26 protein-coding genes and 1 tRNA gene are annotated in these 25,046 nt (G+C 71.1%); 6 read left to right on the top strand and 21 right to left on the bottom strand.

The features are described 5' to 3' along the window. Positions 1 to 82 precede the first annotated feature (82 nt). The 12 genes from CFK39_RS01505 to CFK39_RS01560 form a co-directional block, all read right to left on the bottom strand. Positions 83 to 155, bottom strand: a tRNA-Ala gene (locus CFK39_RS01505). 52 nt (positions 156 to 207) lie between these two features. Then, entirely contained in the window at positions 208 to 840 is a 633-nt protein-coding gene (locus CFK39_RS01510) for a histidine phosphatase family protein (protein ID WP_089063982.1), read from the bottom strand. Further along, positions 837 to 1,214, bottom strand: coding sequence for a ribosome silencing factor (rsfS, locus tag CFK39_RS01515; RefSeq protein ID WP_089063983.1), 378 nt, complete (start codon positions 1,212 to 1,214; stop codon positions 837 to 839). The genes CFK39_RS01510 and rsfS overlap by 4 nt, the downstream gene beginning before the upstream one ends. Next, positions 1,211 to 1,807, bottom strand: coding sequence for a hypothetical protein (locus CFK39_RS01520; RefSeq protein WP_089063984.1), 597 nt, complete (start codon positions 1,805 to 1,807; stop codon positions 1,211 to 1,213). Before CFK39_RS01520 ends, rsfS begins: the two co-directional genes overlap by 4 nt. Beyond that, on the bottom strand, positions 1,804 to 2,379 hold the full coding sequence (gene nadD, locus CFK39_RS01525) for a nicotinate-nucleotide adenylyltransferase (protein ID WP_245822799.1): 576 nt from the start codon (positions 2,377 to 2,379) through the stop codon (positions 1,804 to 1,806). Before nadD ends, CFK39_RS01520 begins: the two co-directional genes overlap by 4 nt. Positions 2,380 to 2,414: 35 nt before the next feature. Then, positions 2,415 to 2,603 carry a hypothetical protein gene (locus CFK39_RS01530; RefSeq protein ID WP_089063986.1) on the bottom strand — a complete coding sequence of 63 codons (189 nt, stop codon included), beginning with the start codon at positions 2,601 to 2,603 and terminating at the stop codon, positions 2,415 to 2,417. A gap of 89 nt (positions 2,604 to 2,692) precedes the next feature. After that, a complete protein-coding gene (locus CFK39_RS01535; protein ID WP_089063987.1) occupies positions 2,693 to 3,964 on the bottom strand; it encodes a glutamate-5-semialdehyde dehydrogenase in 1,272 nt (423 codons plus the stop codon). A gap of 62 nt (positions 3,965 to 4,026) precedes the next feature. Next, on the bottom strand, positions 4,027 to 5,172 hold the full coding sequence (proB, locus tag CFK39_RS01540) for a glutamate 5-kinase (RefSeq protein WP_089063988.1): 1,146 nt from the start codon (positions 5,170 to 5,172) through the stop codon (positions 4,027 to 4,029). Further along, positions 5,169 to 6,701, bottom strand: coding sequence for a GTPase ObgE (obgE, locus tag CFK39_RS01545; RefSeq protein ID WP_089063989.1), 1,533 nt, complete (start codon positions 6,699 to 6,701; stop codon positions 5,169 to 5,171). The genes proB and obgE overlap by 4 nt, the downstream gene beginning before the upstream one ends. Before the next feature lie 101 nt (positions 6,702 to 6,802). Next, positions 6,803 to 7,057 carry a 50S ribosomal protein L27 gene (gene rpmA, locus CFK39_RS01550; protein WP_089063990.1) on the bottom strand — a complete coding sequence of 85 codons (255 nt, stop codon included), beginning with the start codon at positions 7,055 to 7,057 and terminating at the stop codon, positions 6,803 to 6,805. Between the two features lie 34 nt (positions 7,058 to 7,091). Then, on the bottom strand, positions 7,092 to 7,400 hold the full coding sequence (rplU, locus tag CFK39_RS01555; protein WP_089063991.1) for a 50S ribosomal protein L21: 309 nt from the start codon (positions 7,398 to 7,400) through the stop codon (positions 7,092 to 7,094). A 251-nt stretch (positions 7,401 to 7,651) separates the two neighbouring features. After that, entirely contained in the window at positions 7,652 to 10,378 is a 2,727-nt protein-coding gene (locus tag CFK39_RS01560) for an Rne/Rng family ribonuclease (protein ID WP_089063992.1), read from the bottom strand. 370 nt (positions 10,379 to 10,748) lie between these two features. On the opposite strand from CFK39_RS01560, the gene CFK39_RS01565 reads away from it, so the two are divergent. The 6 genes from CFK39_RS01565 to CFK39_RS01585 are packed head-to-tail and all read left to right on the top strand — an operon-like array spanning position 10,749 to position 17,903. Further along, complete coding sequence (locus tag CFK39_RS01565; protein ID WP_089063993.1) at positions 10,749 to 12,305, top strand: cytochrome ubiquinol oxidase subunit I; 1,557 nt, start codon at positions 10,749 to 10,751, stop codon at positions 12,303 to 12,305. A gap of 19 nt (positions 12,306 to 12,324) precedes the next feature. Continuing rightward, positions 12,325 to 13,407: a cytochrome d ubiquinol oxidase subunit II gene (cydB, locus tag CFK39_RS01570; protein ID WP_157697022.1), complete on the top strand. Its 1,083-nt coding sequence runs from the start codon at positions 12,325 to 12,327 to the stop codon at positions 13,405 to 13,407. Then, entirely contained in the window at positions 13,407 to 14,798 is a 1,392-nt protein-coding gene (locus CFK39_RS01575) for an ABC transporter ATP-binding protein/permease (RefSeq protein WP_338027691.1), read from the top strand. Before cydB ends, CFK39_RS01575 begins: the two co-directional genes overlap by 1 nt. Next, positions 14,720 to 15,091, top strand: a complete 372-nt coding sequence (locus tag CFK39_RS17235; protein ID WP_338027692.1) for an ATP-binding cassette domain-containing protein — start codon at positions 14,720 to 14,722, stop codon at positions 15,089 to 15,091. Before CFK39_RS01575 ends, CFK39_RS17235 begins: the two co-directional genes overlap by 79 nt. Beyond that, complete coding sequence (gene cydC, locus CFK39_RS01580) at positions 15,088 to 16,761, top strand: thiol reductant ABC exporter subunit CydC (protein ID WP_089063994.1); 1,674 nt, start codon at positions 15,088 to 15,090, stop codon at positions 16,759 to 16,761. Before CFK39_RS17235 ends, cydC begins: the two co-directional genes overlap by 4 nt. Further along, positions 16,758 to 17,903, top strand: coding sequence for a sensor histidine kinase (locus CFK39_RS01585; protein ID WP_089063995.1), 1,146 nt, complete (start codon positions 16,758 to 16,760; stop codon positions 17,901 to 17,903). The genes cydC and CFK39_RS01585 overlap by 4 nt, the downstream gene beginning before the upstream one ends. Here the strand turns inward: CFK39_RS01585 and CFK39_RS01590 are convergent. The 9 genes from CFK39_RS01590 to rsmD all read right to left on the bottom strand — a co-directional run bounded on the left by CFK39_RS01590 (position 17,896) and on the right by rsmD (position 25,045). Further along, complete coding sequence (locus CFK39_RS01590; RefSeq protein WP_089063996.1) at positions 17,896 to 18,528, bottom strand: response regulator transcription factor; 633 nt, start codon at positions 18,526 to 18,528, stop codon at positions 17,896 to 17,898. The two genes, CFK39_RS01585 and CFK39_RS01590, sit on opposite strands and share 8 nt — an antisense overlap. A gap of 13 nt (positions 18,529 to 18,541) precedes the next feature. Continuing rightward, positions 18,542 to 19,483, bottom strand: coding sequence for a bifunctional DNA-formamidopyrimidine glycosylase/DNA-(apurinic or apyrimidinic site) lyase (gene mutM / locus CFK39_RS01595; protein ID WP_089063997.1), 942 nt, complete (start codon positions 19,481 to 19,483; stop codon positions 18,542 to 18,544). Positions 19,484 to 19,487: 4 nt separating this feature from the next. Further along, positions 19,488 to 20,240, bottom strand: a complete 753-nt coding sequence (gene rnc / locus CFK39_RS01600; RefSeq protein WP_089063998.1) for a ribonuclease III — start codon at positions 20,238 to 20,240, stop codon at positions 19,488 to 19,490. Further along, positions 20,240 to 20,821: a YceD family protein gene (locus CFK39_RS01605; protein ID WP_089063999.1), complete on the bottom strand. Its 582-nt coding sequence runs from the start codon at positions 20,819 to 20,821 to the stop codon at positions 20,240 to 20,242. Before CFK39_RS01605 ends, rnc begins: the two co-directional genes overlap by 1 nt. A gap of 31 nt (positions 20,822 to 20,852) precedes the next feature. After that, on the bottom strand, positions 20,853 to 21,344 hold the full coding sequence (gene coaD / locus CFK39_RS01610; protein ID WP_089064000.1) for a pantetheine-phosphate adenylyltransferase: 492 nt from the start codon (positions 21,342 to 21,344) through the stop codon (positions 20,853 to 20,855). 32 nt (positions 21,345 to 21,376) lie between these two features. Further along, positions 21,377 to 21,757: a DUF3224 domain-containing protein gene (locus CFK39_RS01615; protein ID WP_089064001.1), complete on the bottom strand. Its 381-nt coding sequence runs from the start codon at positions 21,755 to 21,757 to the stop codon at positions 21,377 to 21,379. Between the two features lie 75 nt (positions 21,758 to 21,832). After that, positions 21,833 to 22,405 carry a GNAT family N-acetyltransferase gene (locus CFK39_RS01620; protein ID WP_089064002.1) on the bottom strand — a complete coding sequence of 191 codons (573 nt, stop codon included), beginning with the start codon at positions 22,403 to 22,405 and terminating at the stop codon, positions 21,833 to 21,835. Between the two features lie 51 nt (positions 22,406 to 22,456). After that, on the bottom strand, positions 22,457 to 23,962 hold the full coding sequence (locus tag CFK39_RS01625; RefSeq protein ID WP_245822801.1) for an HNH endonuclease signature motif containing protein: 1,506 nt from the start codon (positions 23,960 to 23,962) through the stop codon (positions 22,457 to 22,459). Positions 23,963 to 24,466: 504 nt separating this feature from the next. Then, a complete protein-coding gene (gene rsmD / locus CFK39_RS01630) occupies positions 24,467 to 25,045 on the bottom strand; it encodes a 16S rRNA (guanine(966)-N(2))-methyltransferase RsmD (RefSeq protein WP_245822804.1) in 579 nt (192 codons plus the stop codon). Position 25,046: the final 1 nt, after the last annotated feature.

Genomic DNA, 25,046 nt, shown 5'->3' on the forward strand with positions numbered 1-25,046 from the left:
CCGGACCGGAGACCGGACAGCAGAAGGGCCCCACCTCGTGGTGGGGCCCTTCTGACGAGTCACTGTCTCACGGTTTCTCGAGTGGAGCTATGGGGATTCGAACCCCAGACCTCTTCCATGCCATGGAAGCGCGCTACCAACTGCGCCATAGCCCCGTATCGGGTGCCGCCCCCTGGGCGACGAGACGATATTACACGGCCTCCGAGATCAGAGGAAATCGGGGGCGACGTTGTGTGACACCAACCTCATCAGGCCGTTCGTCGTGTCACCGGCGATCGGCTCGAGCATCGAACGGTGACAGTTCTCGAGCCCGGCCAGGCCGCGGAAGCCGTTGGTGTCCAAGCCCAGCAGCGCGGTGATGCCCAAGGTGATCGCGGCGCCGTGGGCGACGACCATCACGGTCCCGCCCACGTGATCGGCCACCAGGGCACGGCAGGCGGCGGCGACCCGTTCCCCCACCTCCGGGCGATCCTCCACATCGAGCCCGAGCACCGGGCGGTGCGCGCGCCAGTCCGCATGCTGCTCGGGCCAGCGCAGGCGGATCTCCTCGCCGCGGAGCCCCTCCCACTGGCCGAACCCGCGCTCGAGGAAGGCGTCATCGGTCCTGACCTCGACCGCGGTGCCGCGGCTCATCAGCCGGGCCGTCGCCAGCGCTCGCTCCAGCGGGGAGGCGACCAGGACATCCGGCGGTTCGGCGGCGAGGACCGGCGCGAGCGATTCGGCCTGCCTGATGCCGGTGGCGTTGAGCGGGATGTCGACCTGTCCCTGGAGGCGGCCCTCGCGGTTGAAGTCCGTCTGCCCGTGACGCACCAGGACGAGACGGGTACGGGGGCCCCTCACGCCGGGCGGTCCGCGTCGATCTGCAGATCGATGACGGGGGCGTCGCGCCAGAGTCGCTCGAGGGCGTAGAAGACACGATCCTCGGAGTGCTGGACGTGCACGACGATGTCGCCGTAGTCCAGCAGCACCCAGCGAGCCTCGCGCTCGCCCTCGCGGCGCAGAGGCTTGCGCTGCCGCTGGGTCAGCAGCGCCTCCTCGATGCCGTCGACGATCGCGGCGACCTGGCGTTCGGAATCGCCGCTGCACACGAGGAAGGCGTCGGTGATCACGACCAGCTCGGAGACGTCGAGGGCGATCACCTCTTCGGCGAACTTGTCGGCGGCGGCCTGGCCGGCCACCCGGGCGAGGTCGAGGGATTCTTCAGGAGCGCTCACGCGGCAGGTTCCTCCAGGACGGGATGAACGAGGGACAGGTCGGACAGTGCGGACGGGGACGCAGTGGCTGCGGTGTCGGGGCCGAGGACCCCGGTCAGCAGCAGGACGATCAGCGCTACCAGCGCGATCGCGATCAGGATCCACACCACCCACGGCAGCAGGCGCCCGGCACTGCTCTCGGGACGGTGGAGCACCTTGCCGTCGAAGCGCGGGGCCGGGCGCGGCTCCGGGGCCTCGGTGACGGACAGCTCGCCGAGCTCGACTCCGTCGTGGTCGCGGCCGATGGTCGCGACGGAGGCATCCTCGGCGACGGGCGCGTCAGAGCCGGAGCCCGCGACCGCCGGCTCCGTCCCGGCGGACGCCGTCTCCGGCTGCTCGCTGAGCTCGATGATGCGGGCTCGGCGCCCGAACTTGCGCAGGGCCGGCACCGGGGCGTCGGCCGTCGGAGCGGCGACCGCACCCCGCACACCGGGCACGGCCGACGATTCGCCGGCGGACTCCATCGCAGCGCGCGCCTCGAGGGCGGCCTGCTCCTCGGGGCTGAGCGCCCGGGCGCGGCGACCGCGGCGCGGAGTGGTCTCGGGCTCGGTCATCGGGGGTCACCTCCTGTGTAGAGCGCGTACTTGTTGATGTATTGGACGACGCCGTCGGGCACCAGGTACCACACCGGCCCGCCGGCTGCCACGCGGGTGCGGCAGTCCGTGGAGCTGATCGCCATCGCCGGGACCTCGATCAGGGTCACGCCGTCCTCGGGGAGTCCGGAGGTGTCGAGCTCGTGCCCCGGCCGGGTGACCCCGACGAAGTGCGCGAGCTCGAAGATCTCTTCGGTGTTCTTCCAGGTGAGGATGTTCTGCAGGGCATCTGCACCGGTGATGAAGAAGAGGTCCGCATCGGGCTGCTCGTGGTGCAGATCGCGCAGGGTGTCGATGGTGTACGTCGCCCCGGGCCGGTCGATGTCCACCCGCGAGACGGTGAACACCGGGTTCGCCGCGGTGGCCACGACCGTCATCAGGTAGCGGTGCTCGGGATCAGAGATCGCCTGCTCCGCCTTCTGCCAGGGCCGGCCGGTGGGGACGAAGACGACCTCGTGCAGCCCGAAGACGCTCTGCACCTCGCTGGCGGCGACGAGGTGCCCGTGGTGGATGGGATCGAAGGTCCCACCCATCACGCCGATCCGTCGTCGCTGCAGCTCCACTGAGGTCAGCGGTCGGAGTCGCGGGTGCTCTTGCGCTTCTTGTCCAGGCTGCGGTGGTGCGCTCCGCCGGTGAGCCAGGTGAAGCCGAGCAGGGTCAACAGGATGACGAAGATGCCGATGCCGACGGCGGGGGCGCTGAGCCCCTCGCTGGCGTGCGCGCCGGACTCGGCGAGGATCATGAGCTGATCGATCATGGTCTTGAAGGCCTTTCCACGGGTGACCGGCCCATCATCCCACAGCGGCGCAGTCGGTCAGCACCCTGACGCGCAGGATGGGAGTCGGGTCACGGCCGCACCTGGCCCTGTCCCACCACCAGCCACTTGCTCGCGGTGATCTCCCGCAGCCCCATCGGCCCGCGCGCGTGCAGCTTCTGGGTGGAGATGCCGATCTCCGCACCGAATCCGAACTCGCCGCCGTCGGAGAAGCGGGTGGAGGCGTTGGCCATCACCACCGCGGAGTCGACCTCCGCGAGGAAGCGCTGCTGGCTGGTCAGATCGCGGGTCAGGATCGACTCGGTGTGCCCGGTGGAGTGGGCACGGATATGGGCCAGCGCCGCGTCCAGGTCATCCACCACCGCCACCGCGAGCTCGAGCGCGAGGTACTCGGTGTCCCAGTCCTCGACGGTCGCGGGAACGACGTCCGTGCCGGAGGGCAGCAGCGCCGCGGCCCGCTCATCGACGTGCAACCGCACCCCGGCGGCGGTCAGCGGCGCCGCCAGACGCGGCAGCGCCTCCTCGGCGATGTCGCGATGGACCAGCAGGGTCTCCAGCGCATTGCACACCCCGACCCGCTGCAGCTTGGCGTTGGCGACGATGGCGACGGCCTGGTCCAGGTCGGCGCTCGCATCGACCAGCACGTGGGTCTTCCCGGTGCCGGTCTCGATGACGGGGACCTGCGAGTGCTCGACCACCCGCCGGATCAGTCCCGCCCCGCCGCGCGGGATCAGCACGTCCACCAGGCCGCGGGCGCGCATCAGCACATCCACCCCGTCGCGGCCGTGCTCGTCGATCCCGACGATCAGGTCCTCGGGCAGCTCGTGGGCGGCCAGCACATCGCGCAGCACCCCGATCAGCGCGGTGTTCGAGTGCAGCGCCGCGGAGCCGCCGCGCAGCACCACTGCGCTGCCGGCCTTGAGAGCGAGGCCGGCGGCATCGACGGTGACGTTCGGACGCGCCTCGTAGACCATGCCGATCACACCCATGGGGACCCGCACCTCGCGCAGCTCGAGGCCGTTGTCGAGAACGGAGCCGCGGATCACCTCGCCGATCGGGTCGGGCAGGGCGGCGGCGTCCCTGAGCTGCTCGGCGATCGCCCGGACCCGGGCGACATCCAGCGCGAGCCGGTCCCGCAGTCCAGGTGCCATGTCGGCCGCGTCGGCGGCCGCGAGGTCGCGCGCATTGGCCCGGACGATCTCCCCTGCGCGTTCCACCAGCGCCTCGGCCATGGCCAGCAGCAGCTGGTCCTTGGCGCCGCGATGCAGGCGGGCCAGCGCCGGCTGCGCCTCCTTCGCGGCGCGGGCTGCGGCGAGGACGGCGATGGTCACGGGAGTGCTCATGGCCGGAGTCTACGAGGATGGCTCTGCCCCGAGAAGGAGCGTCCGACCAGCAGACCGAGTGTTCAGAGCACCACCAGCTGGTCGCGGTGGATGGCGGGGCGGCTGAAGCGATCCCCCAATCGCTCACGCGCCTCCTCGGTGCCGAGCCCGGCCATCGCCCGCAGCTCATCGCTGCTGAAGGAGGTCAGCCCGCGGGCGATCACCTCACCGTCCGGAGCGGCGAGATCGACGGGGACCCCGGCCGGGAAGGTGCCCTCCACGCGGGAGACGCCGACGGCCAGCAGCGAGCGGTGCCGGTCGCGCACAGCCTGCGCCGCGCCCTCGTCGAGGTGCACGGTGCCGGCACCGCGGGTCGCGAAGCGGAGCCACACCAGTCTGGATCGGCGCCGACCATGCTGCGCCGGGAAGAACGTGCCCACATCCTGCCCCGCGATGCCGGCGGAGAACTTCTCGGTGGAGGTCATCAGCGCGGCGGTGCCGGTGGTGGAGGCGAGCTGGGCGGCCGAGAGCTTGGTGACCATGCCGCCGGTGCCGACCTTGGTGCCGACCGTGCCGATGCTGACTCCCGCCAGCCGGGCCACGTCCTCCACCTGGCCGATGCGCTCGGCGCCGGGCTCTCGAGGCGGTGCGGTGTACAGGGCGTCGACATCGGTGAGCAGGATCAGCGCATCCGCGCCGAGCAGCTGCGCCACCAGCGCGGCCAGACGGTCGTTGTCGCCGAAGCGGATCTCGTGGGTGGCGGTGGTGTCGTTCTCGTTGATCACCGGGACGGTGCCCAGCCCCAGCAGCGTCTCCAGCGCAGTGCGCACGTTGCGGTAGGTCTGCCGGCGGATCACGTCGGACTCCGTGAGCAGCACCTGCCCGGTGATCCGGCCATGCCGGGCGAAGGCGGTCTGCCAGGCACCGGCCAGCAGCGCCTGGCCGACGCTCGCGGCGGCCTGCTGCAGCGCCACGGCTGCCGGGCGCTCCGCCAGCCCCAGCGGGCCGAGCGCCGCGGCGATCGCCCCGGAGGAGACGATCACCAGCTCGGTGCCCCGCTCGGCCAGCCCGGCGGCGGTGTCCGCGATCCCCTGGATGTGCTCTTCGTCCAGCCGCCCCTGCTCGTCGGTGAGGCTCGAGGAACCGATCTTGACGACGATCCGGCGGGCTGAGGGCAGTGAATCCCGGGTGGTCAGCCGCTCGGGCTGGCGCAGCTCCGCGACGCTCACCGCGTCGTCTCGTCCGAGGCCGGGTCGGCCCAGTGCCCGGCCCTGCGCTCGGCCTCCATGGCCGAGATCCGCTGCATCCGCTCCGCGGTGCGGGTGCGCTGCTGCTCCTTCTTCACCTCACGGGTGGGGCGGGAGCGGTCCTCGAACCGGTCATCGGTGCCGCGTCGACCCAGCATCTCGGCGCCGCCCACCATCGTCGGCTCCCAGTCGAAGACGACTGCATCGTTGCCGGGTCCGATCAGCACCGTGGAGCCGGCCACGGCCCCGGCGGCGAACAGCTGGTCCTCGACGCCGAGCTTCGCGAGGCGGTCGGCGAGGAAGCCGACGGCCTCGTCATTGGTGAAGTCCGTCTGGTGCACCCAGCGCTCGGGCTTGTCGCCCTGGACGCGGTATGCGGTGGCGCCGTCGAACTGCTCGGTGACCACGCGGAAGCCCTTCTCGTCCACCGCGCGGGGCGCGAGGACGATGGGTGCCGCTTCCGGCTCGGGCAGCTTCGCGCGCGCCTGCTCGACGAGTCCGCCGAGGACGAAGGACAGCTCGCGCAGCCCCTTGTGGGAGACCGCGGAGACGTCGAGGACCGGGACGTCGCGCTCGCGGAGCTGGTCGCGGACCATATCGGCCATGTCCTCGCCGTCGGGCAGGTCGGTCTTGTTCAGCACGACGACCGTGGGCCGCTGCATCAGCGGGACCCTGCCGTCGGTCTCCTCGTCGAGGCTCGCCGCATAGGTCGCCAGCTCGTGCTCGATCGTGGTCAGGTCTCTGAGGGGATCGCGGTCCGACTCGAGCGACGCGGCATCCAGCACGTGCACCAGCACGTGACAGCGTTCGATGTGGCGCAGGAAGTCCAGTCCCAGCCCCTTGCCCTGGCTCGCCCCGGGGATGAGACCCGGGACGTCGGCGATGGTGTACCGGTGATCGCCGGCCTCGACCACACCGAGGTTCGGCACCAGGGTCGTGAAGGGGTAGTCGGCGATCTTCGGCCGGGCCGCGCTCATGGCCGCGATCAGTGAGGACTTGCCTGCGCTCGGGTAGCCCACCAGCGCGACATCCGCGACCGACTTCAGCTCGAGCACGAGCGTGCGCTCCTGGCCGGGTTCGCCGAGCAGCGCGAAGCCGGGGGCCTTGCGCCGGGAGTTCGCCAGTGCCGCGTTGCCCAGGCCCCCGCTGCCGCCCCGGGCGGCCACGTAGCGGGTGCCGATACCGATCATGTCGGCCAGCACCGTGCCATCCTCGGCGGTGATCACGGTGCCGTCGGGCACCGAGAGCACCAGGTCCTGACCGCGGGCGCCGTGGCGCAGGTCGCCCTTGCCGAAGCCGCCGCCGGTGGCGCGCTGGTGCGGGCGGTGGTGGTACTCCAGCAGTGTCGTGGTGGACGCATCGACCTCGAGGATCACATCGCCGCCGCGGCCGCCGTCGGCCCCGTCGGGACCGGCCAGGGGCTTGAACTTCTCACGACGGATGGACGCGGCGCCGTGCCCGCCCGATCCCCCGACGACCTGCAGCTGGACGCGGTCGACGAATGTGGCCATGGATGCACTCCGATGCTGAAGGGGAGAAAAGCCTCGAGGGGCGGAGCGTTCGGCTCCGCCCCTCGAAGGACGCTGGGTGCCCCGGAAGCCGGGGCGAGCGGTCAGACCGTCTCGACGACGTTGACCACCTTGCGGTCACGCTTGCGGCCGAACTCGACGGTGCCCGCGGTGAGCGCGAACAGCGTGTCGTCGTTGCCGCGACCCACACCGTCACCGGGGTGGATGCTCGTGCCGCGCTGACGAACGAGAATCTCGCCCGCGCCGACGACCTGGCCGCCGAAGCGCTTGACGCCGAGACGCTGGGAGTTGGAGTCACGCCCGTTCTTGGAGGAGCTGACGCCCTTCTTTGATGCCATCTGGAATCAATCCTTGTCTAGTCGAAGGGATCGCTCAGGCGATGCCCGTGATCTTCAGCCGGGTGAGCTCCTGGCGGTGGCCCTGGCGCTTCTTGTAACCGGTCTTGTTCTTGTAGCGGAGGATCCGGATCTTCTCGCCGCGGAGGTCTTCGACCTTCTCGGCGGTGACCTTCACCTTCGCGAGCTCGTTCTGGGCGGAAGTGACCTTGTCGCCGTCAACCAGCAGCACGGGAGCGAGATCGACGCTGTCGCCCGCCTCGCCTGCCACGCGGTTGATCACGATGGTGTCACCGACCGACACCTTCTCCTGACGACCGCCTGCGCGGACGATTGCGTACACCACGTCAATGCTCCATCTTGTGATTCGAAATTGCTCTACGAGTCGGACTCCCTGCCGGGTGTCACCGCGGACCTGCGACCGTCAACCTGGCCCGGACCGTGAGGCCCGAGCGGGAGATGCGGTCGGCGATGTCCACCGGGAGCACGACTGCGACGCGTTTTGCGCCAGGGAACAGCTTACGATCCCGCGACCTGCCGGTCAACCACCAGACACGGTCCGACCTGCGAGAACGCGGTCACATCCTGTGGAACGCGTCACCCCTGCTCGGGAGCGTCCTGCTCCCACGCGGTCGCGGCGCCCTCCCCGGGCTCCTCGAGCGGTGCGGCGCCGCCCGAGGCCGCGGCGATCGAGGCGATCGTGGCCCGCGCCTGGGCACGGCTGCTCTCGTCGTCCTCGAGCCGGTGCACATCGCCACCGGTCTCCTCGCCGCCGTGCTCGGTGCCCTCGCCCTCGTCCTTCGCGCCGTTGCGCGGGCGCCGGCCCCGACGCCGCGAGGACTTCGAGGAGTCCTCCGCGCCGTTGCCGCCGCCATGATTGTGCTCGCCTTCGGCGTCCACGACCAGGCCACGGCCGTGGCAGTGCTCGCAGGAGGTGGAGAAGGTCTCGACCAGACCCTGCCCCACGCGCTTGCGGGTCATCTGCACCAGGCCGAGCGAGGTGACCTCGGCGACCTGGTGCTTGGTGCGGTCCCGGCCCAGGCACTCGACCAGGCGCCGCAGCACCAGGTCTCGGTTGGACTCGAGCACCATGTCGATGAAGTCGATGACGATGATGCCGCCGATGTCGCGCAGCCGCAGCTGGCGCACGATCTCCTCGGCGGATTCGAGGTTGTTCTTGGTGACGGTCTCCTCGAGGGAACCGCCGGAGCCGGTGAACTTGCCGGTGTTGACGTCGACCACGGTCATCGCCTCGGTGCGATCGATGACCAGGGAGCCGCCCGAGGGCAGGTAGACCTTGCGGTCCATGGCCTTCAGCAGCTGCTCGTCGATGCGGTGCTTGGCGAACACGTCCTTCTCGCCGACGTGCTTCGTGACCCGCTCCAGCAGGTCCGGCGCCACCTCGGAGACGTAGGCGTGGACGTCGTCGTAGACCTTGCCGCCCTCGACGATCAACGAGGTGAAGTCCTCGTTGAAGACGTCGCGGACCACCTTGATGGCGATGTCCGGCTCCTGCGAGAGGGCCACCGGCGCGGATCGGCTCTTCTGCGCCTTCTGGATCTTGTCCCACTGGGCGCGCAGGCGCTCGACGTCATGCGTCAGCTCCTGCTCGCTCGCCCCTTCGGCGGCGGTGCGCACGATGACGCCCGCGTCCTCGGGGATGATCTGGCGCATGATCTTCTTCAGCCGCGTCCGCTCGGTGTCGGGCAGCTTGCGGGAGATGCCGGTCATGGAACCGCCGGGCACGAACACCACGTAGCGGCCGGGCAGGGAGATCTGGCTGGTCAGGCGAGCGCCCTTGTGACCGATCGGGTCCTTGGTGACCTGGACCAGCACCGGGTCACCGCTCTTCAGCGCCAGTTCGATGCGTCGCGGCTGGCCCTCCAGGCCCACCGCGTCCCAGTTGACCTCTCCGGCATACAGCACAGCGTTGCGACCCTTGCCGATGTCCACGAAGGCGGCCTCCATGGAGGGGAGCACGTTCTGCACCTTGCCCAGGTAGACGTTGCCGACCATCGACGTCTGCGACTTCTGAGCGACGTAGTGCTCGACGAGCACATCGTCCTCGAGCACGGCGATCTGGGTGCGGCCGGGGCGCTCGCGCACCACCATCGAGCGCTTGACGGATTCGCGACGGGCCAGGAACTCGGCCTCGGTGATCACGTTTCGGCGGCGACCCGCATCGCGCCCCTCGCGGCGACGCTGTCGCTTGGCCTCGAGACGAGTCGATCCCTTGACGGCCTTGACCTCGTCCCGCGCCTCACGGACCTTCACCACCGTGTTGGGCGGATCATCCGTGGAGCCCGAATCGTCGTTGCCGCCGCCCGACCGGCGACGACGCCGACGTCGGCGCGAGCTGGAGGAGCCGGAGGAGGAGTCCCCACCGTTGTCCTGATCGTTGCCGGAGGAGTCCGACCCGTCCTCGTCCTGCCCGGAGTCCCGGGAGTCGTCGTGCGCCTCGTCGGTGCCGTCCGCGCTCTCGCTGCCGTCGTCCTCGCCCCGGCCACGACCGCGACGGCCACGGCCCCCGCGACGCCGCCGGCGGCGGGAGCTGCCGTTCGCACCCGAGTTCGATGACGAGTGGTCCTCGTCAGCGCTATCGTCCTCGTCCTCCTCGGTCCCCTCGGTCCCCTCAGTCGCATCCTCATCGCGCTGCGAGGAACGGCGCGAACGGCTGCGGCTGCGCCGGGAGCGGGAGGTGCGCTCCTCCTCCGAGGACTCCTCGCCCACGGCGGGGTGCGACTCCTCGGCGTCTGCGTCTGCGTCCTCAGCGTGTTCCTGGGGGGCGACGGTGGTCCGAGGCTGCGGCGTCGGCGCCTGGAACAGGAGCGACGCGAAATCCATCTGCACCTGTTCGCGACGACCCGCGCGATCGTCGTCCGCGGTCGGCTCCTCCGCAGCGGCCCCACGGGCCGTGGCCAGCGCCCGCAGATCATCCACGACCGGGTTGCCCTCGGGTTCCGGGAGATCGACCGGAGCATCCTGAGCAGGCTCCTCCACAGCATCGTCCGTCACCTGTGCGACCGGCTCTTCAACCTCGTCAGCAGCCGGTGCCGGCTCGGCCGCGATCGCGGGGGCCCCGGCGGGGGCCCCGGCGCGACGACGGGGTCGCTTGGCGGTGGACGGGGCGGGCTCGACGCTCGCCGCCTCCTGCGAGGCGACGACGGTGCGAGGTGAGGTGCTCTCCGGCTCCGCCACTGTCGGCGGGGTGAATGCGGGCGCTCCCGCCGGGGCGCCTGCGGCACGACGGCGGCGCCGCGCCGGTGGCGGGCCCTGCGTCTCCTGCGACGAGTCGTTCTCGGTGTCGTGGGTGCTGTCAGCCATAGGGCCGTCTCCTTCTGGAGGACCAGCGCACCCTGGTCCCGTCTGGTCATCGTCCCTGAGGACGGAAGTCTCAAGCCCTCGCCGTCGCGCAGCTCCCCGATGGAAGCGCTGCGATGCCGGCCGTGGAACATGACGGTCGCGGTGGTCCGCGTAGCCGATGCTCCGACGCCTCGACGCCGGGAGGTTCCCCCACCCGGTACGGAGCAGGAGAGTGCCTCGGTCAGTATGACACAGGGCATTTCCGCGTCCGGGGCCGACATGCGGATCCTCGAAGGGCGGGATCACCGTGCCACGGGGACCATCGTCCTCGTTCCCGGCGCCGGTGCGGCCGTAGCTTTCGTGACAGCGTGTCACCCACTTTGGAGTTCCCATGGATGCCCTTGACCTCGCACGGTGGCAGTTCGGCATCACCACCGTGTACCACTTCATCTTCGTCCCGCTGACCATCGGCCTGTCGCTGCTGGTCGCGATCATGCAGACCCGCGCGGTCTTCGCGAAGGACCCCCTGCGCAAGGACGCCTGGACCCGGATGACGAAGTTCTTCGGCTCGATGCTGATCGTGAACTTCGGCATCGGCATCGCCACCGGCATCGTGCAGGAGTTCCAGTTCGGCATGAACTGGTCGGAGTACTCCCGCTTCGTCGGCGACGTGTTCGGCGCCCCGCTCGCGCTGGAGGGTCTGGCCGCCTTCTTCCTGGAGTCGGTGTTCCTGGGGCTGTGGATCTTCGGCTGGGAGAGGCTGCCGGAGAAGATCCATCTGCTGACCATCTGGGCCGTCGCCGTGGGAAGCACCCTCTCGGCCTACTTCATCATCGCCGCGAACTCCTTCATGCAACATCCCGTCGGGGCGGTCCTGAACCCGGAGACCGGCCGTGCCGAGCTGGACCCCTCGCAGGGGTCGATCTTCGCCGTGCTCAGCAACGTCACCGCGCTCGCGGCCTTCCCGCATGTGGTCTCCGGCGCCTGGCTGGTGGCCGGTGCCTTCCTCACCGGCGTCGCGGCCTGGCACATGGTGCGCCACCACAATCGCGCCCGGGAGCTGGGCATCGACACGGTGGAGGGCCAGGAGCAGCACCTCGCCGCCCGCGATCTGTACCGGCCCACGGTCCGCTTCGGCGTGCTCGCCATGGTCGTCGCCGCCGTGGTGCTGGTGATCTCCGGCGACTTCCAGGCGCAGATCATGTTCAAGCAGCAGCCGATGAAGATGGCCTCCGCCGAGGCGCTGTGCGAGACGGAGACCGGGGCGTCCTTCTCGATCCTCACCGTCGGCGGGCCGGACGCCTTCTCGACCGACTGCGACGGCGTCACCCATCTGATCGAGGTCCCCTACGTCACCTCCTTCCTGGCCACCCACACCTTCGACGCCACCCTGCAGGGGGTGGACGACCTCAACGCCCAGTACAAGGAGCAGTTCGGGGATACCGCCGTCGACATCCACGGCAACGAGACGGCCGTCGACTACCGCCCGAACCTCTTCGTCACCTACTGGTCCTTCCGCCTGATGATGGGGCTGGCCGCCTTCAGCGGGATCCTCGCGCTGTGGGCGCTGTGGGTGACCCGCGGGAAGGGTGAGGCCGCCCGCACCACGGGATCGCGCCTCTTCCAGTGGTTCGCAGTGCTGGCGATCCCGATGCCGTTCCTCGCGAACTCCGCGGGCTGGGTGTTCACCGAGATCGGGCGTCAGCCGTGGGTGGTCCACCCCAACCCCGACGACCCCGTCGTGCGACTGATGACGATGCAGGGCGTCTCGGCCAACCCGGGCTGGATGGTGCTCACCTCGCTGGTCGCCTTCACCCTCGTCTACGGGGTGCTCGCCGTGCTCTGGTTCCAGATGATGCGGAAGGCGGCGCTGAAGGGCGTGCCGCTGGCACGGCGCGATCCGGCCACGGACGAGCTCGACACCCCCACCCTCTCCTTCGACTACTGAGAAGGGACACCCTCAGCTCATGGATGCCATGCTCGCCCCCACCGTCCTGCAGACCCTGTGGTTCTTCCTCATCGCCTTCTTCTTCCTGTGCTACTTCGTGCTCGAGGGCTTCGATTTCGGCGTGCAGATGAACGTCGGCGCCTTCTGGCGGCGCGGCGACGGGGCGCGGGGCACGATCCTGAAGACGGTCGGCCCCGTCTGGGACGGGAACGAGGTGTTCCTGATCACCGGCGGCGCTCTGCTGTTCGCGGCCTTCCCCGAGTGGTACGCGACCCTGTTCTCCGGCTTCTACCTCGCGCTGCTGCTCCTGCTGCTGGTGCTGATCGTGCGGGTGTGCGCCTTCAAGTGGCGCGGCAAGGTGGACAGCCTCCGCTGGCGGAGGGCCTGGGACGTGGTCCACGTGGTCGGCGGTGTCGCCCCGGCGCTGCTGTGGGGCGTCGCCTTCGGCAATATCGTCGCCGGGGTGGAGATCGACCAGCATCACTGGGTGACCACCTCGCTGCTGGGGCTGCTGAACCCCTTCGCCCTGCTGGCCGGGGTGGTCTTCGTGCTGCTGTTCTGGCTGCACGGCACCCTGTACCTCGCGCTCAAGGTCGACGGGCCGCTGCGGCAGGAGGCGAACCGCCTGGCCGGGATCCTGGTGTGGCCGACGATCGTGGCCGGTGCCGCCTTCCTGGCCTGGTTCCAGCTCGCCCACTCCCACTCCTGGCTCACCGTGATCCCGGTGGCCGTGGCCGCCGCGGCGCTGCTCGCCGTGGTCCCGCTGAACCGGGCGGGCCGGGAGGGCCTCGCCTTCATGGCGACCGTCGCGGCGATCGCCGGCGCCTCCCTCGCCCTGTTCGGCGGGCTGTTCCCCTACGTCCTGCCGGCGACGAACGATCCCGCGAACTCACTGACCGTCGCCAATGCCTCCTCGACCGAGCACACCCTGACGGTGATGCTGGTGGCGCTCGCCATCCTGCTGCCGGTCGTCCTCGCCTACACGATCTGGACGTACCGGGTCTTCCGCCACCGGGTCACCGACGACGACTCCCCCGCCCCCGGCTCCGGGGTGCTCGAGGCGGCGAAGCAGAGCTACCGCAGCACCTTCGAGCAGCATTGATGGCGCCGTCCCCGAGGCGCCCCCGGCCGCCGCTGGATCCGCGACTGGTGCGCGAGGTCGCAGCGGCGCGCAGGCACGTGGCGACCACGGTCGCGCTGGGGCTGGTGCAGGCCGGCTGCGTCATCGTCACCGCGCTGGTGATCGCCCGCCTCGGCTCCCGGCTGCTCGTGGACCGCGCCGTCCCGCAGGAGGCGCCCGGGCTGCTGGTGGTGCTGGTCACGGCGCTCGCGGTCCGCGCCGGCGCGGTGCTGCTCGAGCAGGCGACCGCCCACCGGGCCGCGACCTCCGCGATCAGCGAGCTGCGCGGGCGGATCGTCGGCCATGCCGCGCGGCTGGGCCCTCGTGCGGGCGCCGGCCGCGGCGCGGATCTCACGGCGCTGGCGACCACCGGTATCGAGAACCTGCGGCCCTACCTGGTGGGCTACGTGCCGCAGCTGCTGCTGACGCTCACGGTGACCCCGCTGTGCCTGCTGACCATCGCTCTGCTGGATCCGCTCAGCGCGGTGATCGCGATCCTCACCCTGCCGCTGGTGCCGCTGTTCATGGTGCTGGTGGGGAAGCTGACGGCGGGCCGCTCCGAGGAGCTCATCGCGGATATGCGCTCCCTCTGGTCCCAGCTGCTGGATCTGGTGGACGGACTGCCCACCCTGCGGGCTCTAGGCCGCGAGCAGGGCCCGGAGGCGACCGTGCGGCGGCTCGGCGAGCGCCACCGCACCTCCGCCATGGGTTCCCTGCGCTACGCCTTCCTCTCCTCGATGGTGCTCGAGCTGCTGACCACCCTGTGCGTGGCGCTGATCGCCGTGGGCATCGGCATGCGCCTGGTGTACGGCGAGATGGATCTCGCCCCGGCGCTCGCGGTGCTGGTGCTCGCCCCGGAGGTCTACCTGCCGCTGCGCAACGTCGGCTCCCGCTACCACGCCTCCACCGACGGTCTGGCCGCTGTGGACGCCGCCTTCGCTGTGCTCGAGGAACAGCCGCCGACCGACGGGGAGCTCCTCGCCCCGGATCTGGCCACCTCCGCCCTCGCCCTGCGCGGGGTCTCGGTGCGCTCCCGCGACGGCATGGCCCCGCACCGCGCCGATCTCATGGTGCGCCCGGGGCGGGTGCACGCGCTGACCGGTCCCTCGGGCTCGGGCAAGACGACCGCGGCGCAGGTGCTGCTCGGTCTCCTGCCGGCCGACGAGGGATACGCCGAGATCATCGCCGAGGACGGGACCGTGACGCCGATCGACGCCCTGGCGCGGCACAGCCTCTGGACGCAGGTGGCCTGGCTCCCCCAGCGCCCGGTGCTGCCCCGGGAACGATCCGCTCCGTGCTCGCCGGGGCACGGCCTGATGCCGGCGAGGCCGAGCTGCAGGCGGCGGCCGCGGCGACCGGGCTGGACGCGGTGATCGCCGAGCGCGGCTGGGACGCGGACCTCGGACGGGCCGGTCGCGGCATCTCCCTCGGCGAACGGCAGCGCCTGGCCCTGGCGCGGGCGGTGCTCTCCCCCGCGCCGCTGGTGGTGCTGGACGAGCCGACCGCGCATCTGGACGGCGCCACCGAGCAGGTGGTGCTCGACCTGATCACGACGCTGCGCGATGCCGGCCGCACCGTGGTGGTGATCGCCCACCGCTCCCGGCTGGTCGACCTCGCCGACGAGGTGTCCGGCGTGGCGACCGCGCTGGTGGGGGCCGACCGATGAGCGCCCCCTCCTCGACCGCCCTGCGGCAGGCGGTGCGCGCGCTGGAGATCCCCCGCACCCGGCTGCTCGCCGCCGTGCTCGCCTCGCTGGCGACGCTCGGCTCCGCCTTCGCCCTGGCCGCGGTCGCCGCCTATCTCGTCACCCGGGCCTGGACGATGCCGCCGGTCCTGGACCTCACCATCGCCGTGGTGGCGGTCCGGGCGCTCGGCGTCTCCCGTGGAGCGTTCCGCTGGCTGGAGCGGATGCTCACCCATGACGTCGCCCTGCGGGGCGTGGTCTCCCTGCGCACGAACCTGTTCACCGCAGTGGCCGCGCGCACCGATGATGCGCTGACCCGGCTGCGGCGAGGAGATCTGCTGGCCCGACTCGGGGATGATGCCCAGGAGCTCGGCGACCACGTCATCACCGCCCTGGTGCCGACACTGGTCTCGGTGGTGATGGCGGTGGCGGTGCTCGCGACCTTCGCGCCGCTGTCCCTGTCCGCCGCCGCGGTGATGCTCACCTCCCTGGCGCTCGCGAGCGTGCTCGCCCCGCTGGCCGCCCATCGGGCATCGAGGATCTCCGAGCAGGCGGTGCTCACCACCCGCGCCGGTCTCAGCGCGCAGGCCCTGGAGATCCTCGACGACGCCACCTCCCTGCGCGTTCAGGGCCGGCTCGAGGGGTCGCTGGCCGAGCTGGGGCAGCGGCAGGCGGCGCACGACGACGCGATCGATCGGGCGGCGGTGCCCGCGGCGGTGGCCTCCGCCGCGGTGCCGCTGACGATGATCCTGGCGGTGACCGGCAGCCTGCTGGCGGCCGGGTCGCTGTGGGCCGACGGCGGGGCCTCGGCCGGGCAGATCGGTGTGCTGCTCCTGCTGCCGCTGTCCTCCTTCGAGGCGGCCACTGCTCTGCCCGCGGCGGCCTCGCAGCACGCCCGCTCCCAGGCCGCGGCCGCACGGCTGGCCGAGCTGGCCGGCCCACCTGCGGCGGCGGTCCCCTCGGCACCCGCTCCCGCGCGGCGCGCGGAGGCCGAGCTGCGCGCGGTGGGGCTCACGGCCGGCTGGTCCCCGCAGACTCCGCGGGTGCGGGCACTGGACCTCGAGCTCCCGGCCGGCTCCCGGCTGGCGGTGGTCGGTGCCTCCGGGAGTGGGAAATCCACCCTGCTGGCCACTCTCGCCGGCCTGCTGGATCCGTTGGCCGGGCACGTCGAGCTCGACGGACAGGACCTCGCCGCCCTCGATCCTGCCGCAGTGCGGGCGGGAGTGACGATGTTCGCCGAGGACGGGCACGTCTTCGCCACCACGGTGCGGGAGAATCTGCGGGTGGTGCGCGGAGACCTCGGCGACCAGGAGATCCGGGCGGCGCTGGCGGCCGTGGGCCTGGTCGACTGGGTCGCGGCGCTGCCACGCGGCCTGGACACGATGCTCGGCCCGGACGGCACCACCATCTCCGGTGGTGAGCGGCGCCGGCTGCTGCTGGCCCGCGCCGTGGTGCGCGGTGGACCGGTGCTGCTGCTGGACGAGCCCACCGAGCACCTCGACACCGAGCGGGGCGACGCGCTGCTGCATGCCCTGCTGACCCCGCAGGACACCACGCTGGTGCCCACGAGCAGTACCGTCGTGGTGGTCACCCACCGCATCGAGGCGATCCCGGCCGGGACCTCGATCCTTCGACTCGAGGACCACCGATGACCCCTCCCGCTGCGTCGACCGCTCCGCCTTCCCGTGGCGACCGCTCCAGGATCCAGGACCTCGGCGGGGCCGTCCTCGCCGGCGGCGAGACCGAGGACCTGCTGGACCTGCTGCTCCACTCGGCCCGCCGGGACCTCGATGCCCGCAATGCGCTGCTGGTGATGCCGCTGACGCCTGACCGCTGGGGGGTGGAGATGGTCGACGGGCCGGACTCCGCCGAGCTGCTGGGCTCCGAGATCCCGCCCGGAACCGCCACCGGCCTCGCCCTGCACCGGGCCGATTCCGACGCGCTCGAGACCATCGGGGACCTCGAGCTCGGGGACCGACCCTGCCGCGCGCTGCTGGGCGTGATCGACGCTGCCGAGCACGGGCGGGGGATGCTCGCGGTGCTGCGTGCTGCGGATTCCGCCCCGTACTCCGCGGCGGACCGCGAGCGGCTCGATGGGCTGGCCGGACTGATCGCGCTCACGCTGCGTGCCCCGTCGCTGGGAGCCAGCGCCGAGATCGACGACGAGCGCAGCCGCATCGCCAGAGATCTGCACGACCTCGCGATCCAGGAGCTGTTCGCCGTCGGGATGGAGCTGGAGGCGATGGTGAACTCGCTCGAGGCACCGGGCATGACCCCCTCGAACGCCCGGATCCGCAGCTCGGTCGCGACCTCCGTGCAGGGGGTCGAGAACGCGGTCGCCCAGATCAGGCTGATCGTGCAGTCGCTGCGCCGGGAGCGCTCCGCCGCGACGCTCACCGAGCGGCTGCGGCATGAGGTGGGGCTCGCCACGGCCGGGCTCGGCTTCGTCCCTTCGATGCGGCTGCCCCCGCATCCGGCGGAGATGGACGCCGAGCTGCCGCCCGAGATCGCAGAGGACGTGGTCGCCGTGGTGCGGGAGTGCCTGGCCAACGCCGCGCGCCATGCGCATGCCACCGCAGTGGCGGTGTCGGTGAGCGTCTTCTCCGAGGGGGTGGACCGCGTGGTGCAGGTCAACGTCTCCGACAACGGCCGCGGGATCGACCCCTCAGTGCAGCGCCGCAGCGGGCTGGCGAACATCTCCTCACGGGCCCGTCGCCATTACGGCTGGGTGGATGCGCTCAATCTCGAGCCCGGCACCATGGTCTCCTGGCGGGTGACCCTGCCGGTCAGCTGAGCGGCTTCCAGCCGGCCCGTCGGCGGGCGGCGACCAGCGCCGCCACCTGGGTACGACGCTGCATGTCGAAGGCCTGCAGGATGACCGTGACGCGGTTCTTCACGGTCTTCTCCGCGATGCCGAGCGCCTCGGCGATCTCCCGGTTGGAGTGCCCGTCGCCGATCAGCTCCACGATCCGCTGATCGCTCTCGGAGAGGTCCGGCCCCTCCTCGGCATGGTCAGCTGGCCAGACAGTCTTCCCGCTGTGGACAGCCTTGATCGCCTCGACGATCTCCTGCGACCGGGCCGATTTCAGCATCAGCCCGGAGGCGCCGGCAGCCTTGGACTCGCGCAGCGCGGCATCGTCGTCGAAACTGGTCAGCACCAGCATTTTCTGCTCGGGATCGAGCTCACGCGCCGTCTTCATCACCTCGATGCCGGTGCCGTCGGGCAGCTGGAGGTCCACCACCAGCACCTCGGGGCGGATCGCCGGCAGGCGACGGTTCGCCTCGGCCACCGAGGAGGCCTCCCCGATCACCCGCAGCGATTGACTGGCATCGATCACGGTGACGATGCCGCGGCGGACCACCTCATGGTCGTCCACCAGCATCACGCGGACCGGGCCGGCCTGTTCGGTCGCTGTCACGGAGCGTCCCTCCTCACATCGTCCTGCGCTGGCATCGGGGGCAGAAGTGACTGCTCCGCCCCTGGTAGATCACTCGTCGCAGCAATCTATCGCACCGTGGGCACGGCTGTCCCTCACGCCCGTAGGCATTCAGCGAACGGGCGAAGTACCCGCTGCGCCCGTCGACGTTCACGTAGAGCGCGTCGAAGCTGGTGCCACCCACCTCCAGTGCCCGCTCCATCACCTCGCGGGCGGCGCGGAGGATCGCGAGCGCCCGGCGCTGGCTGAGCGCGCTGCCGGGGGTGTCGAAGCGGGTGCGCGCCGTCCACAGCGCCTCATCGGCGTAGATGTTCCCGATCCCGGAGACCAGCTGCTGGTTCAGCAGCAGGGTCTTCACGCCGCTGCGCCGGGTGCGCAGGGCACGGGCGATAGCGGGGAGATCCGCGGCCGGATCGAGCAGGTCACGGGCCACATGGGCCGCATCGGTCGGGAGCAGGGCGTCGGGGCTCCCCATCGCGGCGAGCGCCCCATCGGGCGCCTCGACCAGCGCACTGGTCCACAGCCCGCCGAAGAGGCGCTGGTCGATGAGGTCCACCCGGGCCCCGTCATCGAGGTGCAGGGAGAGGCGACGGTGCCGCAGCGGATCCGAGGCGGGCCCCTGCGACGGAGCAGCCGGGGTGAACGCGGTCCCGTCGCCGGTCGCGATCCGCAGCTGCCCGCTCATCCCCAGGTGGCCCATCAGCGCCTCGCCGGTGTCGGCCCCGTCCGCGTCGGCGAGCCGCCACCACAGGAACTTCCCGCGCCGCACCACGGCGGTGAGGGTCACCTCCTGCAGCGCGGCGCGCAGGCGGTCGATGCCCCCGTGCTGGCGACGGATGATGCGGGCATCGAGCAGCTCGATGCCCGTCACGGTGCGGCCGACGGTGCGGGGCGCGAGGCCCCGGCGGACGACCTCGACCTCGGGCAGTTCGGGCATCTGCTCAGCCCCGCGGGATCAGGGGCTCGCCCCGCTCGGCGAGGATGCCGCGCACCGCGTTCTGGGCGGCGGCGAGCTCGGCGTCCTTCTTCGAGGCCCCGTCGCCGCTGGCAGTGACGATGCCCGGCACCGTGACGGTGGCCGTGAAGGTCTTCTTGTGCTCGAGGCCCGCCTCGGTGAGCGCATAGCTGACGCCCGAGCCCTCCGCGGCAGCGATCTCCTGCAGGCGCGACTTGAAGTCGTAGCCGGTCTCGAGGAACTCGTCGGAGTCCAGCAGTGGCCGCAGCAGATCGAGCACGAAGCGGCGGGAGACATCCTGGCCGAGCGCGAGGTGGACCGCGCCGATCACGGCCTCGGTGGTGTCGGCGAGGATCGAGGACTTCGCCCGGCCGCCGGTGAGGTCCTCGCCGCGGCCCAGTCTCACGTAGGCGCCGAGGTCGAGCTTGGAGGCGATCACGGCGAGCGCCCGGGTGCTCACGGTCGCAGCGCGGCGGCGGGCGAGGTCACCCTCGGGCAGCGTGGGATGGGTCGCGTAGAGGTGTTCGGTGACGGCCAGCTGCAGCACGGCATCGCCCAGGAACTCGAGCCGCTCGTTATGGGGCAGCGAGTCGTGCTCGTAGGAGAAGGAGCGGTGGGTCAGCGCCAGCTCGAGCAGCCCGGACTCGCGCAGGTCTGCCCCCTGACCGGCATCCAGCGGGAGCCGGTCCAGCAGGCCCTGCGGGGCGGCGGCCTCGGTGGCGCGGCGCCTGCGCGCCATCAGGCCTCCTCGCCCTGCTGGGTGTCGGCCGGATCCTCGAGCAGCCCCTGCAGTGCGGCGAAGCGGGGGTCGATGATGTCGTGGTGGTGGTCGGGATCGTCCTCCATGCGGAATCCGCACTGGCTGCACAGGCCCGGGCAGTCCTCGCGGCACAGGGGGCGCTCATCGGCCTCCATCGCGAGGGCATCGCGCACCAGCGGGCCGAGGTTGACCTCGTCGGCCTCGAGGAGGGTGGTGTCCTCCTTCTCGTCGGCCTTGACCTTCTCGGGGAACATGAACAGCTCGTCGAGGCGCACGGCGACGTCCTGCTCGACGGGGTCCAGGCAGCGGGAGCACTCGCCCGCAAGGTGCGCGGTGACGGTGCCGTGGGCGTAGATCCCTTCGACCACGGACTCGAGCTCGGCCTCGACGGCGATGTCCTCGCCCTCGGGGACCTGCATCGCGACGCCGCCCGCCTCCCGGGGCGGGGCGGGGACGGTCCGCTCGATGCGGCGGTGGGAGCCGGTGCGGCCGACGAGGTCGACCGCGTCGAACCGCAGGACGGTATCGAGCGTCGTGGTCGGGGTGTTCTCGGAAGACATCGGTGAAGATCCTGTTCGTTCGTGGGGTCGGTCAGGACACGGCCGCGGCGGTGCGCAGCGCATCCAGGGAGGGGCCGGGCAGCATGTCGGAGACGTCGCCGCCGAGGGCGTGGACCTCCCTCACCAGGGAGGAGGAGATATGCGACCAGGCCGAGTCGGTGAGCAGGAAGACGGTGTCGACGTCGGCAAGGTGATGGTTCATCCTCGCCATCGGCTCCTCGTAGGCGAGATCGAGCTGGGAGCGCAGCCCCCGCACCACGGCCTGGGCACCCACCTCGCGGCAGAAGTCGACGAGCAGGCCCTTGGGGAGAGTGCGCACCTCGACCGTACCGGAGAGGTCCTCCTGCGCGAGGGTCCGGGTGATCGAGGTGGTGCGCGCCTCGAGGTCCAGCAGCCCCCGCTTGGAGGGGTTGTGGGAGACCGCGATGATCACCCGGTGACCGAGCGCGGCGGCCCGACGAGTGAGGTCGAGGTGCCCCAGGGTAAAAGGGTCGAACGAGCCGGGCAGGACGACGGTGCTCATGACGCCACTCTAATGCGCGACGGCTGGGTGGCTCAGACGAGGTCGAGGCTCACGTGGTGGATGCCGTCGTCGTCGATCCGCTCGATGCTCAGGGTCCCCTGGAGACCAGTGAGCTCTCCGCTGCCTGAGCCCGGGGCGATCACGTATTCCAGCGTCGGCTGGCCGTCGGCCATGGTGCCCAGCTGGTGGAAGGTGACTGTGCCCCGTCGGCCGTCGAGCACCCCCTCGAACCGCTCGAGCGCGATGTATCCGGCGCTGCCCGTGACGGGGTCACCGGAGGTGAGCATGAGCCCGGAGCTGGTGCCCTCGAGGTCGCCGGTCCAGGTCTTGCTGAGGTCGTAGCGGCCGTCCGCCGCGGGCAGGTCCTCGCCGGGGAGGAGGTCGACGGTGAAGGTCGCGCTGAGTCGCATCATGGCCTCAGTCTCTCAGGGGCCATGCCGCATGGCGAGAGGGGATTCGTGCCGGGACGTCTGCCCGGGGCGGAGTGCTCAGGCCCTCCGCCCCCGGTACTCGCTCGCCAGCAGCGCGTAGGACATGCCGTCGAGCCAGCGGCCGCTGCGGTGCAGGGAGTCCTCGTAGAAGACGCCCTCGAGCCGCAGCCCGATCTTCTCCATGACGCGGCGCGAGGCGAGGTTCTCGGCGAAGCAGGCGGCTTCGATGCGGCGCACGCCCAGCCCGTCGAAGGCCAGGTTGAGCAGGGCGGTGGCGAACTCGGTGCCGAGGCCCCGGCCGTGGACCGTGGGATCGAGGACCCATCCCAGCTCGGCCTGCTGCCCGGCGGCCCGCTCCTTCATGTCGGTCTGGGACCAGGCGTCCTGCCGGTCGACCTTGCCGACGGCGACGACCGTGCCCTCGTGCAGGCCGACGACGGCGGATCCGAGCGTGCGGACCCAGTGCTCCTGGTGCTCCGCGAGGGTGGGACTCAGCGTGGTGGTCCATTCCTGGACCTCGGGCATCCGGTACCAGGGCCAGATGGCCGCGGCATCCTCTTCCCGACCCGGGCGCAGCTCGAGGCGGTCGGTGTGCAGGGGCCAGTCGAGCTCGGCGAGTGCGGGTATCATCGGTGCAGGGTATCGCCGCAGGCACTGCTGCGCAGAGCGGCACGGCGGTGATCAGTATGGCGGTGGTCCCTGGCCGGGCAGGGGTGTCAGCGGCGGTGGGCCGGGATCGTCGGCCTCGTCGTACTCGGTGCGTGAGTAGTAATCGATCAGGTGGCATCCCCACCGGTATGCCTCAGCCTGGTCGGCGTCCTCGGCCCGCGACTCGTCGAAGGCACCGGTGCTGATCATCGCCTCGAACTCGAGCTCATCGCCGTATCGCTGCCAGGCGGCCCGGAGGCGGTCGGCGAGCTCGCGGGTGACCAGGTCGGTGTTCGCCGCGACGTCGCAGACCGCAGTATCGGCGAGCCGCCAGCGGGTCGCCCCGGTCTCGCGCTCGCGCACGGGGTCGAGCAGGCCTGCTGACTTCATCCGATGGTGGCGGCGACACAGGCGATGCAGGTTCTCGATGCTGGTCGGCCCGCCGTGGGTGGGGGCCTCGAGATCGAACTCCTCGATGTGGTCCATCTCGCCGACGGTCATGACGTTGCGGCTGCAGCCGGGGACCGCGCAGACGGGGTCGATCAGTCGGAGATTCTCGGCCATCGCCGCGGAGGGGCGGTAGGTGCGTGAGGCGGAGGGCAGGTACTCCCCCGTGACGGGATCCGTGAGCACGCGCTCGAAGGTCGGCGCCTTGGCGGCCAGCTCGCGCGCCATGCGGGGCGGGATCGGGATCGTGCCGTCCAGGGTCGCAGGCGCGTTCGAGCGCCCGAGGAGGGTCAGCACCGGAACCACGAGGGAGAGTCGGAAAGCGGGGTCCGGCACCTGGACGGCCCCGGTATCGAGCTGCGAGCGGACCGCGATCGCGTACTGCAGGGCCGAGAGCGACAGCTGGCGTCCTTCCCGAGCGGCCACCCCATCGAGGTCGAAGGCGATCGGTGCTCCGGTGTCGAGGGCGCGGCGCTGGGCATCCTGGACTGCGCGGGCGGCGGCGTCGAGCCGCTGACCGAAGGCGGAGATCTCGGGGATCGGCCCACGGATCATGAGGCAGGCGGTGCCGTCACCGTCGGAGGACGGCGCGAGGGACACCGAGCGCTGCTCCTGCGGGGTCTCCTGCACGGCAGCGCGCCCAAACCAGACGACGAGAGCGTGCAGCTCGCGGTAGAAGCGCTCGACGTCGATCGACTCGAGCTGCCATGCGGCGACCCGCTCGTCGACCTGACGCCGCTGGTGCGGTGACAGGCGCAGCACGCTGCGGATCAGCCATTCGAACCATTCGACGGGCAGGGCCCCCTCTCCCACCCGCGCGAAGCAGGAGGGCAGGTCAGTGAGGGCGACGTGGGCGTCGCGCAGCCGGTCCTCGCCGCGCGTGAGCTTGGTGCGCAGTCCTACCGCGGCGGCCAGGGCGTGGAGCGCCTTCTCATCGTGCTCGTCGTCCTCCGACCACAGGGAGGCGAGGTCTCGCATCTCCGCCACGAAGAGGGCGGCGTGCTCCTCGCGGCGCCGTTGGAAGATGCGCAGCACAGTCGCGGACTCCGGCGTGCGAGGGGTGACCTCGGCACGGTCGACGAGAGATTCCACGGTGAGCGGGGTGCGCGCCTCCACAGGCTTGCGGGGAGGTTCCCCGTAGCGGGCCCTGGAGCCCCTCGACGCAGTCGGGACGGAGGAGGGGTCGGCGCGATGCTCCATGACGCCCCCTTCGTGACCTCGATGTCGATCCACCGCTCCGTCCGCTCCACGGACCGTTCGCGATATCTACGTGATTCACTTTAGAACACACGATCGGCTAACGCCAGGGGATGCGAGCATTCTCGACGAAAATGTGGATAACCGAGGAGTGTGGAGGAATGTTCAGCTTTCCACAGGGAACACACATATTGTGGATACTCGCAGGTCAACTCCGCCGACGACCGGTCTCGGCAACGCCCCGCTTTACGCATTCGCTGCACGAGCGGTGGCAATTCGCCAGCTCATCGCACACACGGTGAGATATGCACATTGTTTTGGACGATGCAAGCCGCGGCTGAGAATTGTGGACAGAGCCTGTCATTGCACGACGACCGAGCGAACGGGAGACCCGGCCTCTCAGGCCGGGCCGCCGAACTGCAGCACGGTCTCGCCATAGGGCTTGGTGCCGTCGTCGGCCCACCCCTGCGGCCATTCGAGCGGGCGGGTGCGCGAGGAGCGCTCCACGACGATCAGCGCGTCGTCGGCCAGTGCGGGGTGCAGGGTAATGAGCATCTGCTCGAGCGCCTCGGTGGGGACGTCATAGGGCGGATCGAGGAAGACGAGGTCGGCGGAGGGCACCGCAGGATCGGCGGTGTGCTGAGCAGCGAGCTGGCCGGAGACGCTCGCCGCTTTCCCCGAGCGGATCTCCGTGCGATCCGTCAGCCCGAGCTCCGCAGCGGTGCGGCGCAGCTGCCTGGCGGTCGGGCCGTGCAGCTCGACCAGCAGGGCGTGCTCGGCGCCGCGGGAGAGCGCCTCGAAGGCGAGCGCGCCGGTGCCCGCATAGAGGTCGAGCACCCGGGCGCCGGCAAGGGCGCCCCAGCCCTCGAGACGGTTGAACAGGGCCTCGCGGACCTTGTCCGAGGTGGGGCGGGTGCCCGCGCCGGGCGGCCCGGGGATAGTGCGGCCCCCGAGTTGGCCTGCGACGATGCGCGGCATG

Origin of the sequence: Brachybacterium avium, assembly GCF_002216795.1 — a bacterium.
Classification (GTDB): Bacteria; Actinomycetota; Actinomycetes; order Actinomycetales; family Dermabacteraceae; genus Brachybacterium; species Brachybacterium avium.

Bases quoted from the DNA above. Each gene is read 5' to 3' on its own strand.
- nadD (WP_245822799.1), bottom strand. From the start codon at position 2,379: ATGGGTGGGACCTTCGATCCCATCCACCACGGGCACCTCGTCGCCGCC.
- CFK39_RS01530 (WP_089063986.1), bottom strand. From the start codon at position 2,603: ATGATCGATCAGCTCATGATCCTCGCCGAGTCCGGCGCGCACGCCAGC.
- CFK39_RS01605 (WP_089063999.1), bottom strand. From the start codon at position 20,821: ATGTCTTCCGAGAACACCCCGACCACGACGCTCGATACCGTCCTGCGG.
- rnc (WP_089063998.1), bottom strand. From the start codon at position 20,240: ATGGCGCGCAGGCGCCGCGCCACCGAGGCCGCCGCCCCGCAGGGCCTG.
- cydB (WP_157697022.1), top strand. From the start codon at position 12,325: ATGGATGCCATGCTCGCCCCCACCGTCCTGCAGACCCTGTGGTTCTTC.
- CFK39_RS01535 (WP_089063987.1), bottom strand. From the start codon at position 3,964: ATGAGCACTCCCGTGACCATCGCCGTCCTCGCCGCAGCCCGCGCCGCG.
- obgE (WP_089063989.1), bottom strand. From the start codon at position 6,701: ATGGCCACATTCGTCGACCGCGTCCAGCTGCAGGTCGTCGGGGGATCG.
- coaD (WP_089064000.1), bottom strand. From the start codon at position 21,344: ATGAGCACCGTCGTCCTGCCCGGCTCGTTCGACCCTTTTACCCTGGGG.
- CFK39_RS01565 (WP_089063993.1), top strand. From the start codon at position 10,749: ATGGATGCCCTTGACCTCGCACGGTGGCAGTTCGGCATCACCACCGTG.
- CFK39_RS01620 (WP_089064002.1), bottom strand. From the start codon at position 22,405: ATGATACCCGCACTCGCCGAGCTCGACTGGCCCCTGCACACCGACCGC.
- CFK39_RS01585 (WP_089063995.1), top strand. From the start codon at position 16,758: ATGACCCCTCCCGCTGCGTCGACCGCTCCGCCTTCCCGTGGCGACCGC.
- CFK39_RS01520 (WP_089063984.1), bottom strand. From the start codon at position 1,807: ATGACCGAGCCCGAGACCACTCCGCGCCGCGGTCGCCGCGCCCGGGCG.
- cydC (WP_089063994.1), top strand. From the start codon at position 15,088: ATGAGCGCCCCCTCCTCGACCGCCCTGCGGCAGGCGGTGCGCGCGCTG.
- rsmD (WP_245822804.1), bottom strand. From the start codon at position 25,045: ATGCCGCGCATCGTCGCAGGCCAACTCGGGGGCCGCACTATCCCCGGG.
- CFK39_RS01560 (WP_089063992.1), bottom strand. From the start codon at position 10,378: ATGGCTGACAGCACCCACGACACCGAGAACGACTCGTCGCAGGAGACG.
- CFK39_RS01575 (WP_338027691.1), top strand. From the start codon at position 13,407: ATGGCGCCGTCCCCGAGGCGCCCCCGGCCGCCGCTGGATCCGCGACTG.
- rpmA (WP_089063990.1), bottom strand. From the start codon at position 7,057: ATGGCATCAAAGAAGGGCGTCAGCTCCTCCAAGAACGGGCGTGACTCC.
- mutM (WP_089063997.1), bottom strand. From the start codon at position 19,483: ATGCCCGAACTGCCCGAGGTCGAGGTCGTCCGCCGGGGCCTCGCGCCC.
- CFK39_RS01615 (WP_089064001.1), bottom strand. From the start codon at position 21,757: ATGATGCGACTCAGCGCGACCTTCACCGTCGACCTCCTCCCCGGCGAG.